Here is a 15,224-nt window from a genome sequence, read left to right as displayed (position 1 = left end):
CAAATATTTATTTCGCTTCATAATGTTGTTCTAAGACATTCTCACCAAAGAATTCTTTCGTATTCCTTACATTAACCTCATTTTGAGTAAGTAAACTTACAATAATCAAGCATAATGTATTTGCAAGCATGCCCCAAAGCATTGGTACAATTCCAAGTGGTGATGGGATTGGTCCAAAATTAAAGAATAACGAAACCAATACACCAACAATCATTCCAGTAATAGCTCCTTGTTTGGTAACTTTTCTCCAAAATAGGGTTGCTACAATCAATGGGAAAAATTGAGATACTCCACCGTATGCTTGAGCTAAAATGGACCACAAAAACTGAGGTTGAGTTAATGAAAGGAAATAAGCCATGACTGAGATAAAAACAATGATTAATTTTGTTACTTTTAGAACATTTATATTATCAGCCTTTTTCTTAGTAAACTTGGAATAAAAATCTTTGGATATTAATACCCCTTCAGCATGTATTAAACTATTAACAGTTGAGAGTGACGCTGCAATTCCTCCAGCACCAAGTATCCCAATCATCCAAACAGGTGCATACAATTTTACTAATTCTAAAAGGGCCGTATCTGCAACTTCCAAATTAGGTAGCAGGATCGCAGCTGCAATCGCACCTAAAACAATAGGTAATTGTGCAATCAAACTTGCAAAAATAACTAGAGACCCAACTTTTCTTACTGATTTTGCAGATTCTGAGGAGTATATTCGCATAAACATGTGTGGCCACATATATCCCCCTAGCCCTATAACCCATGCCATCGAAATAAAGTACGACCAGTTTACACCTTCAGGCCCAGGCAGAGTTAATAATTCTGGAACTTTTAGCTCTGCTTCCCTGAAAAGGTTCGGAATGGATCCAAATCCTTTAAAAGCTACCATAAGAACTACAGCCCAGATACTGATTAAAAACACAATACCTAAAAATACATCAGTCCAAGCTACACTTCTTACACCACCAAAATAAATAAAGATAAGACAAATAGATAACCCAACTAATAATCCTAACCAATAAGGAATTTTACCATCTGTAAACACTTCGAGAATATAACCTGTTCCTACCATTTGAATAACAATATAAGGAATCATAAAAACAATTCCAATAAAACTAGCTAAATAACCTAAAAAGTTACTTTTGAAACGATCAGCAAATAAATCTGCTTGGGTAGTGTACAGTTTCTTGTCACTAACCTCCTTTATCTTAGGCCCAAGAAAGAAAAAGACTAAACCTGCAATTGCACTACTAGTAAAACCAAATACCCATTCTAGCCCCTTTGTGTAAACTTCTGCAACTGCCCCCAAAAATAAGGAAGAGCTATACCATGTCGCCATTGAGGTAAAGAAAATCAACACTACACCTAAACCTCTCTTACCAAGCATATATTCATCGATGGAAAGAGCACTGTTTTCTTTTTTCCCTCTGATTGCGGGATACAATCCAACACCTAATGTCATAAACAAGAATGCAAATATTATAATAATTACTGTCACAATTAACATCCTCTCTTACTCATTGTGATTATCGTGTTTTTCTCTATTCGCTTTTCTCTTCGGCTACTTTTATATACACAATAGAAAGAATAAAAAGCATAGTCGGCCAGAACAAGTTCCAAAAGAAGAAAAATGGAACTCCTAATGCAAAAGGTCTTACTTTATTCGCTAACATAACAATAGGACTTGCTGTCATACATATTGATAGAACAATTAACACAATTACAATTCGTTTTGCTTTTGTATTATTCTTCATCCTCCGTAACCTCCTATTAATAGTTAATTCCAATTATTAATATAATTTTGAAAAAACAAACTGTTACCGCTTTCAAAAATATAGTTTAAAATAAAAGAATCAATCTTCTATTTCTGCAATAATTTCTATCTCTACTGGAGTATTAAATGGAAGTTCATTTGTGCCAATAGCTGACCGTGCATGCTTCCCTTTTTCTCCAAAAATCTCTAAAAATAAATCAGATGCACCATTCATAACAAAAGGCTGGTCTTTATATTCATCATTACTTTGTACAAAACCTAATACCTTAACAATCTTTTTTACCTTATCCAAACTACCTAAATGCCATTTAATAACAGATAAGCAATTAATTGCACATTGTCTTGCCGCTTTTTTTCCATCCTCGACTGTTAATTCCCTGCCTAACTTACCCTCCAGTATAAGTTCCCCATTAACACGGCAATCTTGACCAGATGTATAAACTAAATTCCCTACTTGAGTTACCGGTACATATGAAAATTTTGGTGTTTTTACCTCTTCTAATGTAATACCTAATTCTTGTAATCTATCTTCTATTGACATATTAAAACCTCACCTTTTTTGATATTTTTAACTCAAACGCCTAATTTGATTGAAGTATTTTTAGTACTAGACTGATAAAAATGTTAGATGCATCAATTACTTGCTGAACTTCTACATACTCATCAACGATATGCGCTTGTTCTAACGAACCTGGCCCGCAAATCACGGTCGGTATTCCTTTATAGACGGATAAAAAAGGTGCTTCACATGTTGCCCCAAACACGTCGACTTTTGCATCTTTTTTGTAAAGTTCTCTTACAACTTCCTCTAAATTCTCGACTAATAAATGATCTCTTGAAATATTAGTTGCCGGGAGAAATAGATAGTTTTCTAATTCATAGTCAATGTTGTTTATTTTGGCAATGTTTTGAAGTACATTTTCTATTTGCTTCATTACCACTTCTTCAGTTTCCCCATCAAGTAATCTTCGGTCAATTTCAATTTCACAAAGACTTGGAACTACATTAATTGCTATTCCGCCTTTAATTTGTGTAACGGTTAATGATGCATTTTCTAGTATTGGATCCTTTATTTTCTTGATTTCTTTATTTAAATTTTCCAGTGCCGCAATAAAGATAGCCATATTTGTAATAGCATTATTATCAGATTCCTTTACTTTTGCCGCATGCTGTGGTGTCCCTTTTGTTCTTAGTCGGTATCGTGCAACACCCTTATGTGCGATACAAATATTCAATTCAGTAGGTTCACTTATAATTGCATAATCAGCACTCACATTCTCCTTTAAAAAGTGCCGCATACCCAGATTCTCTCGTTCTTCGTCGACAGTGAAAAAGAGTATTAATTTCCCTTCAAATGGATTACCCATACGTTTTAACACAATAGCAGAGTAAATCATTGCTGCTACACCTGATTTCATGTCAGCAGATCCTCTTCCATAAAGCTTCCCACCACGAATAACGCCTTCAAATGGGTCACTTTCCCATCCTTCCCCAGCTGGGACTACATCCAAATGACCATTGTATAATAATGTTGGTCCACCGGAGCCTCCTTTTAGTTCTGCAAAAACATTTGGTCTACCATCTGCTGCCCAGTGTAAATTTGCCTCGATTCCATTATCAACTAAAAGCTTTCTTACATAGTAAGCTACTGATTCTTCGGTGCTTATTGGATTTTCACTTTTTTCTGTAATTAGTCCTTGTAAAATCTCTATTAATTCCTCTGATTGAAAATAATCGGTAAAATCTACTAAGTTATTTACCATAAGTTTCTTTTTCAGCCCCTTTTAATAGTTTTTACCTCTAGCATCAATATTAATTTCCCCTTTATACACTCCGTTTTTAAAAGCATGTACAAATTCATTTAAGTTGGGAATAACACAACAATGATTAGGGACTATTTCGATCTGATCACCAATTTCAAAATTATATTTTTCTGGATCATACCTGAGATACCCATGCTCTTCATTAAGCTTCACAATGTCTACATCAGGATAACCAATAATAAATCCATAGGTAGTTCCTGCAACCGATAAATCACTTGTTAGCGCTTTAGAACCAGCATCAATTGTAGCGTATCCCGGTAATGGAAGGCTGACAATACTGGAACAAACCCTTAGAGCGCAATCTTCTGGCGTGTAGATACCATGTGCCACTGCATTTATATCTCCGAATACATAGTTACCGGCGCGACTCTCCGTGATACCCTTTAATTGGTCAGCATAGTAGGAAGAAAGAGTGGACCCGCCCGATGTTACCTGTACACCAATACCGTTAAAGTGTAGAAGTTCCTTATTCTCAAGTAAAAGTTTCGCTTCTCGGAGTGTCTCCTTCTTTACCTCTTCTTCTTTTGATAATGCATATATTTGACCTACATATGTAAATAGACCCTTAAGTTCTATACCTGGCAATTTTAATAATTCTAAGGCAAAATCCAAGGTGTCTTTCCCAGATTGAACTCCCCCGCGATGACTGCCTCCATCTATTTCAATTAGAACTTCAATCTTATTCCCAGTTATTTCCCCTACTTTTGAAAGCCCCTCCGCAACGGTATGACTATCAGCAATTGTTCGGATGTTAATTTTTTCAGCCAATGCTTGAAGTCTATCTAGCTTTTCTTGCCCAACAATCGGGTAAGCTATAAAAATATTTACTATGCCGGCATCCGCAAAGACTTCTGCTTCTGATAATTTTGCACATGTTATTCCTTTTGCACCTGCTGCAAGCTGCTTACGTGCGATTTCAACACTTTTATGCGTTTTAATATGTGGCCAATGATCAATTCCTACTCTGCTTAATCGATTTTGCATCGTGTTAATATTTGTATTTAGTTTTTCCGAATCAATATAGACATAAGGTGTACTAAGCATGTTTTTATCCCTCATTTGCTTTTTATTTTTTACAATCATCAACGAGTTGTACAAATGTGATATTTTACTTGTAAGCCTTATCTCTAATTTTTATTTCGAATCATTATCTCTCATTTTTTCAAGATAGTTATAAAGAGTATATTTGGATATATCGAAATAGGAACAAATTGTGTCTCCAGCTTTTTTAATTAAGAAAGCCCCTTTTTTATCCAAATAATGAATTCCTCTCATTTTTTCTTCTTTATTCATACGTGCAACTGGTTTACCTATATGGTCTTGTGCCTCTTGAATCAGCATATCTAACACATCATTTACATTATTCACGAAAACTTCATTGACATTAGTGTTGATATCATCAATTTTAGTAAATTGTCTAATCGTATTTTCTGCCATGACCAGATCTGTTATATCTAAATTAATGCAAATACAGCCAACAGGGACCCCTTGTGAATTACGAATATACATTGTTGTGGAGCGAAGCATTTTCCCATCTTTGGTCTGGGTTAAATAATTATGTTTGTCCCCTGCGCTATCGGTACCCCTTAATATTTCTAATCCTAAATTAGTTCCAGTGTCCCCAACTTTTCGACCAGTGATATGGCCGTTTTCAATCGCAACGATTAAACCGCTTCCATATTCCTTAGGATTAGATACATCTAACAAAACTGTTTCACAACTTTCACCAAAATGATTTGCTATTCCTTTTATAAAAGATTTTAAAAATTCAATTTCTTCATTTATGTGTTCCAAAGTATTTCACGAACCTTCCTTTATTGGTTTGAATTTTAAGAATTTTGTATTTGTATAAAACTTTAAAACTTCTATAATTATTTGTCAACAAACTTTTATTTATTCTAAATAAAAGTTTGTTTGTTTTTATGATTCTTGGCATAATCTAGGAAAGGAACTTCCGTCTCATTAGAACTTCACTAATAATCTTTTCAATTAGAATAAAAAGCAAAAAAAGAGTATTAACAGAAAAGGAAGGAGGCTAGCTCCTTCCTAATAAGTTATACATATCCTTTTTCTTTTAAGCTGGTATATCCAGCATTCGCATTAACAATCAGATGATCCAGAACCTCAATCCCCATCATCTGTCCAGCTTCTACAAGTCTTTTTGTTACTTCAATATCTTCTCTGGACGGGTTCGTATCTTGAGAAGGATGCTGGTGACATAGTATGATGGCTGCGCTGTTATTCGGGATTGCACTTTTGAATACTTCTCTAGGATACACAATACTTGCATTAATTGAACCTACATGGCACTGATGAACGGCAATAACTTTATTTTTCGTATTGAGACACATGACAAAGCAAACTTCGCGATCATCCTCACCGATAAACCTAGCAGCCACTCTTGCACCACCTTCTGGAGAACATATTATATGTGTGTTTCCCCTCCTTCCACCTCTAAAATCACCTGTCTGATCCGTTGAATCTCATAAATTGTTTCCATCAAACAGCTCCTTTCTTTGTTTGAAAAGAAAGGAATTTTTGCGAAAACGAGTGTAGGAAAATACGAAAGTATGCGCAAGCATCAAGTGGGAAGTTATGGACAGTACAAAACCCAATGACTTAGCCAGTGTTCAAAAGAATCAGTTTGATATTCTGGCTTAACCGACTTATTTTTGTAATAGATTATGGATAGGTTTATACCAACCCCCTATAAATTTAAGAACCAGAGAAAAAAATAAAAATAAAATCGAACTGTTTTTAACTCTTTTCCGTTACTTTTATTGAAAAGAATAATTTAAGGAGGAGTTAAAAATGAAAAAGTGGAATTGGATATTTACATTTCTTTTAGTAGGAATAATTCTTGTTGGATGCAGTACAGAAGAAGACGTAGAAGATACGGATACAAATGATCATGCAGAAGAAACAACATCGGAGGTTAAAAACGATGCAGAAGAAAATTCTACAGAATTGGATGGAGCACTTCAATTGATGGAAAATAAGGAAATTGGTAAATATCTTGCTGATGCTAATGGTATGGCACTTTACTATTTTACTAAGGATGAACCAAATACAACAAACTGTAGTGGCGAATGTCTTGAAAACTGGCCTGCCTTCTACTCTGAAAACTTTGAAGTTCCAGAAGGATTTAACAAAGACGACTTCGGAACGATTACACGTGAAGACACTGGTGAGAAACAAAACACTTATAAGGGCTATCCGCTTTACTACTTTATAAAAGACAAAGCATCTGGGGATGTAAATGGACAAGGCGTCAAAGATATTTGGTTTATTGTAAATACCGAGACAACATTTTCACAATAATACATGCTAACTGATTGAACTGCCTCATGCTAGGTAGTTCTTTTTTCTCTCTTCACTTAAATAATTACCACAACCCAAGCTATGATTTATACTATAAAAAACGATTTCAATGTAAGGAGAGAATTTGGCAATGAAATCTAAGACAGACGAAGAACTGATTCACTTAATTGTTCATAATCATCGTCCGGCACTTGAAGAGCTATATGACCGTTATGTAAAGCTCATCTATAGCTTCTCCTTAAAAATAACAAAGGGGGATACGGAAAAAACGAAAGAAATTGTCCAACAGGTGTTTCTTCGACTTTGGACGACAAAACGTACTTATAATCCGTCACAAGGACGATTTGCAAACTGGCTTCTCACCATTACCCGAAACATTGCCATCGACCTCAGCCGTAAGGAGCAAAAACATAAAAGAACAGTCCAATTAGAAGTTGATGAATGGCGACAAATGCAAGATCAGCAGACAGAAGATGTACTGCAGCAAGTTTCAAAAAACCTATTAAAACAGGAAATCCAAGAAGCAAAACGTCATCTCTCTGCACCACAACAACGTCTTATCGATTTATTATACTGGGAATGTTACTCCTTAAGCGAAATTGCAGAAATTGAACAAACGCCGCTCGGTACAATTAAAAGCCGACTACATCAAACTTTAAAAAAACTTCGGAATTATTTCGTCCAAGAAACAGGAGGGGTTCGGCATGGAAAATAAATGCGAAATCCTGTCTTTATATATCATCAATGAACTCACTAAAAGTGAAAAAGAACAATTTGAACGCCACCTTAAAACGTGTACGCACTGTCAGCATGAATTAGAATCTCTACAGGAAACATGGCAGATACTTGCTTATGATATCGAAGAGGTTGACGTCCCAGATTCATTGAAATCAGATGTCATGGACTTTATTTTTGAAGAAAACGAGACGGTAGAACAAGAACAAAAAATGGAAACTGAGAAGAAAAGCTTTTTAGAACGATTCAAAGTAATCTCCAAAAAGCATTTCTCACCATTATCAATTGCTGTTACTGCTGTTTTAGTGATCGGTTTAATTGGCCTATATTGGAATAACTTGCAGTTAAAAGGTACGATTACAGCTTTAGAAAACAAAACTATTTCCCCTACGCAAATTGTTACGACAATTTCCTTAAAAGGACAGGATTTAGCCGATTCGGCAAACGGTACCGCCTATCTTCTTCAAGAAGGCAACAACACCAGCCTTATCATTGAGTTAAATAATATGCCAAGTACGAGAGATGATGAAGTATACCAAGTATGGTTGTTAAAAAACGGAAATCGGCAAAGTGCCGGTACTTTAAAGCCTGATCAAAACGGTAACGGCCTCATCACTTACCGCTTACCAGAAAACCACTCGTTTGATGATATTGGGATTACATTAGAACCAAACCCATATAACACCCAACCACAGGGACAAAAAGTGATGGGAACGTCTTAGGGTCGGCCTTCACATCTATCAAACTCAAGATTTACACCGATCATGTCTCCAATGGTTCCTAATCAGGTAACCCTAGAAATAGGAGGCAGATACGAAAAAATGTATGAATTGATATAAAATGAGTTTTATTTATTTGATTTTAAAAGCAAGACTTTTGTCACAATTTTTTTATACTATACAAACCGATATCTCCTTTTATTCGTTTACTAAATTAAAAGAATAAAATGGAGGTATCTTTTAATGATACGACAGAATCTAAAAACATCTTATGCCACACTGCTTCTTATTACATTGTTGATGTTAGTCGTTAGCGCGTGTACCAATGAACAGAACGTCCAACCCGAAAATAAGGAAAATACTGCAGGCTCAACTGAAGAAAGTATTGCGCCAGAAAATGAAAAAACACCTCTAGTGTATATAAACAACCGGGAAGCAAATACAGTCCAAGTCGTGAATCCAACGACATACAACGTTGTCAGTACGGTGAATGTAGGAGAAAAACCTACCTATGTTCAAGTAACTCCTGATGGGAACTACACATATGTTGTTAATAGCAAATCAGAAGAAGTTTCAATTATCGATACCAAATTAAATGAAGTAATCAAAACAATCCCAGTCGGTAAAACGCCTAAAGGTGTAAACTTTACAACAAACGGGGAATGGGCCTATGTCATAAATGAAGGCGAAGACACTGTAACGGTTATTGATGTTACACAAATGAAGAAAAGTACTGTGATTAAAACAGGGAAATTCCCTCATAACGGCATTTCCAGTCCAGACAGCAGCAAATTTTATGTTACAAATACATCTTCCAATTCGATATCCGTTATTGATACAGAGAGTCAATCTGTAATCGATACGATTGAAGGCGTAAAAGACCTTCCGCATAATTTAACGATTACACCAAATGGTAAAACTCTTTGGGTAACATTAACAAAATCACATGCCATTGGAATTGTGGACTTGGAAAAAGGAGAAATGACCGATACAATCCCTGTTGGCAAGGGGCATCATGTTATTGACTTAACGAACGATGGTAAATTTGCATATGTTGCAAATATTGGAGACGATACCGTTACTGTCATTGATACAGGATCAAAAGAAATCGTGAAAACCATTAAAGTAGGACAAGGTCCGCATGGTATTGCCATCACACCTGACAATAAAGAACTCTATGTACCTGTGACAGAAGAAAATAAACTTGTCGTCATTAATACAACAACGAATGAAGTGATCCAAACGCTTGAAACAGACGCATTTCCATTTTTCACAGCGACAATAGGAAGCCGAGGTACAGCTTATTTTACTAAAGCATCAACGAAGGAAAGGTCTCATGAAGAAAAAAATTCAACTGAAAAACAAAAGACCTCGAATAATACACAACAAGAAGCATCAAAAACAGCAATTGAAAGCTCCCCTCTTTTAAAAACTAATGAAACTTATACGTATTTATTTAATGAACCAGGAGTATACCTAATCCATTGCGAGCCGCACCCCTATATGACAATGAGGATCATTGTTAAAGATGGTAAGAAGATGGAGGAACAAACAGTTGAAATAAAAGACTACACTTATACACCAGAAACGCTTGAAATAGCACCTGGTACTACAGTAAAGTGGATCAATAGAGATACGATCGAGCATAACGCTATAATTGAAAAATAATGAAAGTAAGAAGAGGCACTCGTCTAGTGTCGAGAGCCTCTTTATTGATATACAGTTTTCTAACTTTAAAGGTATGTCCTGTTTTAAAGGGATTTGTATCTGGGAGCGAACTTAGACATATAAAAAACTTATATGTGAGTTTGCAATTTGTCTATGCACTGTTTTTGCTCACTTTTTATATTTGCTTGTGCTGCTGCAAGTCGTGCAAGGGGTACACGGTATGGTGAGCAACTAACATAGTCCAAGCCTATATCATGGCAGAATTGAATTGATTGTTTTTCTCCTCCGTGTTCTCCACAAATACCAGTTTTTAACCCTCGTTTTGTATCTTTACCGAGTTTTAAACCTGTTTCTACAAGTTTACCTACTGCCTCTTGATCAAGAGATACAAAAGGATTTTCTGGGAGAACCTTATTGTCGATGTAGGTTTGAAGGAATTTTCCTTCTGCATCATCACGACTATAACCAAAAGTGGTTTGAGTCAAATCATTAGTTCCAAAGGAGAAAAAGTCTGCCTCCTTAGCAATATTGTCAGCCGTCAAGGCTGCTCGAGGCACTTCAATCATTGTTCCAATGAGATAATTGCAATTATGACCCGTTTCTTCAAAAATTTGTTCTCCAGCAGTGATTACCAATTGACGCATTTCTTTTAATTCATTTACATGGCCAACCAATGGAATCATAATTTCAGGTTTTACCTCGATTCCCTTTTCCAATACATTTGCAATTGCGTAAAAAATCGCCTTTACTTGCATAATATATATTTCTGGATATATCATCCCGAGCCTGCAGCCACGCAGCCCTAGCATCGGATTAAATTCATCTAAATGAGAAACTTTTCTTAAAAGCTCTTTCTTTTTATTTAATTCTTGAAAATTTGACTTTAGCATTTGAAGCTTTGTAAACTCAATAATTAGCTCTTCTTTATCTGGTAAAAATTCATGGAGAGGTGGATCCAATAAACGAATTGTGACAGGATTACCGTCCATCACTTCAAAGATATGCTCAAAATCCCCTTGTTGCATTGGTAATAATTTTGATAAAGCCTCTTCACGTTCCTCGATTGTTTCAGCTAGTATCATATCCTGAACAATCGGGATTCTATCCTCATCCATAAACATATGTTCTGTGCGACACAGTCCTATACCCTCAGCTCCAAATTCTAATGCAATTATTGAATCCTCTCGACTATCGGCATTTGCTCTTACCCTGAGTTTTCTATGTCCATCTGCCCACGTCAACAATAATTTAAACTCATTTGAAAGCTCTGGATCTATCATTGGAACCTCACCCAGGATGACTTCACCAGTTGAACCATCAATGGTAATCACATCACCCTGCTTCACAATTACATCGCCGACTTTAAACTGTTTTAATTTTAAATCAATATTCAATGATTCACAACCACATATACAGGCTTTTCCCATACCTCTTGCAACCACTGCTGCATGACTAGTCATTCCACCACGACTAGTGATAGTTGCTTGAGAAGCAACTATGCCATTGATATCCTCGGGTGTTGTTTCTGGACGAACAAGAATAACCTTTTTTCCGTCTTTCGATAACCTTTCTGCTTCACTGGAATCAAATACAACTTGCCCTGTTGCAGCACCAGGTGAAGCAGGTAAACCTTTAGTTAACGGCTTTCGTACAAATGTATCATCTATTCTGCGATGGAGTAGTTGATTAAGCTGATCTGGGTCTATACGGAGAAGGGCTTCTTTCTTACTTATGATTTGTTCATTCACCAAATCAACCGCTATTCGAATGGCTGCTTGAGCTGTTCTTTTCCCTACCCGTGTTTGAAGTATGAATAATTGTCCTCGCTCTACTGTAAACTCTATGTCCTGCATGTCTCGAAAGTGCTCTTCGAGAAGACGACATGTATTTACAAACTGTTGAAATACTTCCGGCATTTCTTCTTGAAGGGATGAAATCGGTTGGGGGGTACGAATTCCTGCTACAACATCTTCTCCTTGTGCATTTATTAAATATTCACCATAAAGCTTTGGTTCCCCTGTAGAAGGATCACGTGTAAACCCGACACCAGTACCAGAATCGTTACCCATATTTCCAAACACCATGCTTTGAATATTAACAGCTGTTCCAAGATGATCAGAAATTTTATTAAGACGTCGATATACGATAGCTCGTTGGTTATTCCAGGAGTCAAAAACAGCACTTATAGATAGGAATAATTGCTCCTTAGGATCTTCAGGAAAAGTTCTTTTAGTATGCTTTTTAACAATCTTTTTGTATCCAATAATCACTTTTTGCCAATCTTCTGCTAACAATTCAGGGTCTGAACTATATCCTCTTTCAGTCCTGTATTCTTCTAAAAATTGCTCAAAATAAAAAACATCCACTTTAAGGACAACGTCACTAAACATTTGAATGAACCTACGATATGAGTCATATGCAAAACGCGGGTTTTTTGTAAGGGTTGCCAATCCTTCTACTGTTTCATCATTCATCCCGAGATTCAATATTGTATCCATCATCCCTGGCATTGAATGTACAGCACCAGAGCGTACAGAAACAAGCAGTGGGTTTGAAGGATCTCCAAACCTTTTACCCGTTTCTTCTTCAAGCTTTTTAAGAGACTCTAATACTTGAAATTCCATCTCTCTAGGAATACAATTTCCAGCTTTAAAATACGAATTGCATGCTTCTGTTGAAATGGTGAAGCCATAAGGAACAGGCAAACCAATCCTGGTCATTTCTACCAGGTTAGCGCCTTTACCTCCTAGAAGTTCCTTTGTACCGTTACCCTCATTAAACATATATACAACTTTATTCAACCTTTCCAACCCCTATCTTTTTTAACATAGCTAATATCAAGTCAGCAGTCTCTTCAATTGCCTTATTGGATACATTAATGATCGGGCAACCTATGCGCCTCATAATCTTCTCCGCGTAGTCTAATTCCTTAAGTATCCGATCTAAATTCGCATAATTTGCTTGAGCCATTAATCCCAAATTCTTCAATCTTTCCTTACGAATTTCATTGAGTTTTTCTGGTGTTATCACTAACCCAACACATTTATCTCTCGGAATATGAAAAAGTTCTTCAGGAGGTGCCACTTCCGGTACCAAAGGGACGTTTGCCACTTTATACCTTTTATGAGCAAGATACATAGAAAGAGGAGTTTTTGATGTCCGAGAAACACCAATCAGTACAATATCAGCACTGGTAATTCCACGTTTATCCTGTCCATCATCATATTTTACTGCGAATTCTATCGCTTCTACCCGTCGAAAATAGTTTTCATCTAATTTTCTCATTAATCTTGGTTCCCATTTAGGTTCTTGATTAAATTTTTGCATAAACGCTTTTATAAGTGGATCCATTAAATCTATTGCGATGATGCCTTGTTCACGTGCCTTTACATCAAGATATTCTTTTAAAGAAGGGATTACAATTGTATAGGCAATAATCGAGTTGCTATACTTTGCTGCAGTAATGATATTTTGAAGATCTTTCTTATCTTCTACATAAGAAATATGTTGGATTTCGACATCTCCCCCATTAAATTGAGCTGCAACTGCCTTCACCATCAACTCCGCTGTTTCTCCTACCGAGTCAGAAACGACATAAACTATTTTCGTCTTATTCTTATACACATCCGATCTCCTTATCTTTTATCCTTCTTCTACAATTCTACGGCCCATTTGTACAGTAGAATAAAAAAGGATATCTTAATGATTTCTTATTAAATCAATGAAATTGATGACTCTTAACTACTAATTCAACACATTTACCTCTCAATCAATTTTAATGTTATACTATTAAACTGATAATACGTATATATGACATACTATTAAAAAGATAATACCATTATTTTTAAACGTACACAATGCATTCTCTATAGATAAATTTAAATATTCCCATTAAAGCCCTCTTAACATAAAATACTTTGTGGTGAATTGAACACTTCGTACTGTCATACGCAGGAAATAAATGAATAAGGAATACTGGCAAATCTAAAGATGTTGAGGATTTGTAAGTCTGTGGTTAATAAATAATGAAAAGAGTTTATATACTCAATATTGTTTTCTTCCTTAGTTGGTTGTATCAGATAAAAATAAAGATAGTTGACATATAATAAAAAAAACCGTTGGTCTGGTAACACCGAATGGTTATGCAATGCAGGTTCCTTGCAGGGGGATCGGCTAAGGACGGAATAATCCACCTGAACCACTAACTCAAGGGTGGATTATTTTTTTAAGTTGCTGCAGGATTCAAAAATTAAAGGATAGAAATTGATTAATATCATAATGGGACTTATAATAATCTAAACTGGATCGTACATCATGATGTGATTTTTTGATTTGGAGGTTTTATTATGACGTTGGACATTAATAATCCGATTCCCTTACATGTACAATTAAAAAATATTTTGGAAGAACAAATACTAAAAGGTCAATATAAGGAGAAGATACCTAGTGAAAGGGAACTAATGGATATGTACGGTGTTAGTAGAAGCACAGTAAGAGAAGCCGTCTCAGTTTTAGTCCGTGAAGGTATTTTAGAAAAAAGGCATGGGAAGGGCACATTTGTATCTTTGAAACCTGTTCAAGAATGGTTAAAAATGATAAGCTTTACCGAAACGACAAAGAAAATGGGGATTAAATTACTAGATCATGGAATTGCCCCTACACCTACTAATATAGATAATGTAAATGGATTTTCCAATAAATCCTATCGTATAAAAAGATTAAGGCTCAAAGATGATGAACCTCTTGCTATTGAATTACATTATTACCCTTTAACGCTTGGACAAACGCTAGCTGAATATGATTTGAACACTGTCATTCTATACGATACTCTTGAAAATGATCTAGATATTAATTTCTGGGAAGCTGAACAGATTATTACTTGTGGCCACCCTACCAAAGAGGATGCTGAATACTTAGGTGTTTCTGAAAATATGTGTTTATTGATTACAGAAAGAATGATTTATAATCAAGAAGGAAATTTGACAGAATATTATAAAGGATATTTCAGATCTGATATGTATTCATTTGCAATGAAAATGTCTAGAAAGAACTTGTAAGTGAATAACTAAAAAATATTAATCCTATCTTTTCATCCATAGATAGGATTAATATTTTTAAATTATAAGTTCCCAATTTTTATTAACATTTCAAAACAAGCTAAAATTATGAAATGATTTGGTATAA

General features: G+C 35.6%; 14 protein-coding genes. 5 read left to right on the top strand and 9 right to left on the bottom strand.

Annotated elements, in window-relative coordinates:
* Positions 1-7: 7 nt before the first annotated feature.
* The 7 genes from ACJROX_RS14790 to ACJROX_RS14760 all read right to left on the bottom strand — a co-directional run bounded on the left by ACJROX_RS14790 (position 8) and on the right by ACJROX_RS14760 (position 5,996).
* A complete protein-coding gene (locus ACJROX_RS14790) occupies positions 8-1,498 on the bottom strand; it encodes a sodium:solute symporter family protein (RefSeq protein ID WP_408011444.1) in 1,491 nt (496 codons plus the stop codon).
* 43 nt (positions 1,499-1,541) lie between these two features.
* Positions 1,542-1,754 (bottom strand): hypothetical protein, encoded by a 213-nt coding sequence (locus ACJROX_RS14785; RefSeq protein ID WP_408011443.1) that lies wholly within the window; start codon positions 1,752-1,754, stop codon positions 1,542-1,544.
* A 99-nt stretch (positions 1,755-1,853) separates the two neighbouring features.
* Entirely contained in the window at positions 1,854-2,315 is a 462-nt protein-coding gene (locus tag ACJROX_RS14780; protein WP_408011442.1) for a RidA family protein, read from the bottom strand.
* Between the two features lie 40 nt (positions 2,316-2,355).
* Positions 2,356-3,537 (bottom strand): M20 family metallopeptidase, encoded by a 1,182-nt coding sequence (locus ACJROX_RS14775; RefSeq protein ID WP_408011441.1) that lies wholly within the window; start codon positions 3,535-3,537, stop codon positions 2,356-2,358.
* A 21-nt stretch (positions 3,538-3,558) separates the two neighbouring features.
* Positions 3,559-4,680: an alanine racemase gene (locus tag ACJROX_RS14770; protein WP_408011669.1), complete on the bottom strand. Its 1,122-nt coding sequence runs from the start codon at positions 4,678-4,680 to the stop codon at positions 3,559-3,561.
* Positions 4,681-4,731: 51 nt separating this feature from the next.
* Positions 4,732-5,391 carry a transcriptional regulator gene (locus ACJROX_RS14765; RefSeq protein WP_408011440.1) on the bottom strand — a complete coding sequence of 220 codons (660 nt, stop codon included), beginning with the start codon at positions 5,389-5,391 and terminating at the stop codon, positions 4,732-4,734.
* 260 nt (positions 5,392-5,651) lie between these two features.
* Positions 5,652-5,996, bottom strand: coding sequence for a JAB domain-containing protein (locus ACJROX_RS14760; RefSeq protein WP_408011439.1), 345 nt, complete (start codon positions 5,994-5,996; stop codon positions 5,652-5,654).
* A 412-nt stretch (positions 5,997-6,408) separates the two neighbouring features.
* Between ACJROX_RS14760 and ACJROX_RS14755 the strand changes: the two genes are divergently transcribed.
* From ACJROX_RS14755 to ACJROX_RS14740, 4 genes are all read left to right on the top strand, one after another.
* Complete coding sequence (locus ACJROX_RS14755) at positions 6,409-6,918, top strand: hypothetical protein (protein ID WP_408011438.1); 510 nt, start codon at positions 6,409-6,411, stop codon at positions 6,916-6,918.
* Positions 6,919-7,048: 130 nt separating this feature from the next.
* Entirely contained in the window at positions 7,049-7,633 is a 585-nt protein-coding gene (locus ACJROX_RS14750; protein ID WP_408011437.1) for an RNA polymerase sigma factor, read from the top strand.
* On the top strand, positions 7,623-8,375 hold the full coding sequence (locus tag ACJROX_RS14745) for an anti-sigma factor domain-containing protein (RefSeq protein WP_408011436.1): 753 nt from the start codon (positions 7,623-7,625) through the stop codon (positions 8,373-8,375). The genes ACJROX_RS14750 and ACJROX_RS14745 overlap by 11 nt, the downstream gene beginning before the upstream one ends.
* Before the next feature lie 240 nt (positions 8,376-8,615).
* Entirely contained in the window at positions 8,616-10,040 is a 1,425-nt protein-coding gene (locus tag ACJROX_RS14740) for a beta-propeller fold lactonase family protein (protein WP_408011435.1), read from the top strand.
* A 128-nt stretch (positions 10,041-10,168) separates the two neighbouring features.
* Here the strand turns inward: ACJROX_RS14740 and ppdK are convergent, their stop codons facing one another.
* Positions 10,169-12,841: a pyruvate, phosphate dikinase gene (gene ppdK / locus ACJROX_RS14735; RefSeq protein ID WP_408011434.1), complete on the bottom strand. Its 2,673-nt coding sequence runs from the start codon at positions 12,839-12,841 to the stop codon at positions 10,169-10,171.
* Positions 12,834-13,664 carry a pyruvate, water dikinase regulatory protein gene (locus ACJROX_RS14730; protein WP_408011433.1) on the bottom strand — a complete coding sequence of 277 codons (831 nt, stop codon included), beginning with the start codon at positions 13,662-13,664 and terminating at the stop codon, positions 12,834-12,836. The genes ppdK and ACJROX_RS14730 overlap by 8 nt, the downstream gene beginning before the upstream one ends.
* Positions 13,665-14,386: 722 nt before the next feature.
* Between ACJROX_RS14730 and ACJROX_RS14725 the strand changes: the two genes are divergently transcribed.
* On the top strand, positions 14,387-15,097 hold the full coding sequence (locus ACJROX_RS14725) for a GntR family transcriptional regulator (RefSeq protein WP_408011432.1): 711 nt from the start codon (positions 14,387-14,389) through the stop codon (positions 15,095-15,097).
* The last annotated feature ends 127 nt before the right edge of the window (positions 15,098-15,224 follow it).

This window comes from Pseudalkalibacillus sp. A8 (genome assembly GCF_045920555.1).
Taxonomy (GTDB): Bacteria; Bacillota; Bacilli; order Bacillales; family Fictibacillaceae; genus Pseudalkalibacillus.
This window is presented reverse-complemented; position numbering and strand designations above follow the sequence as displayed.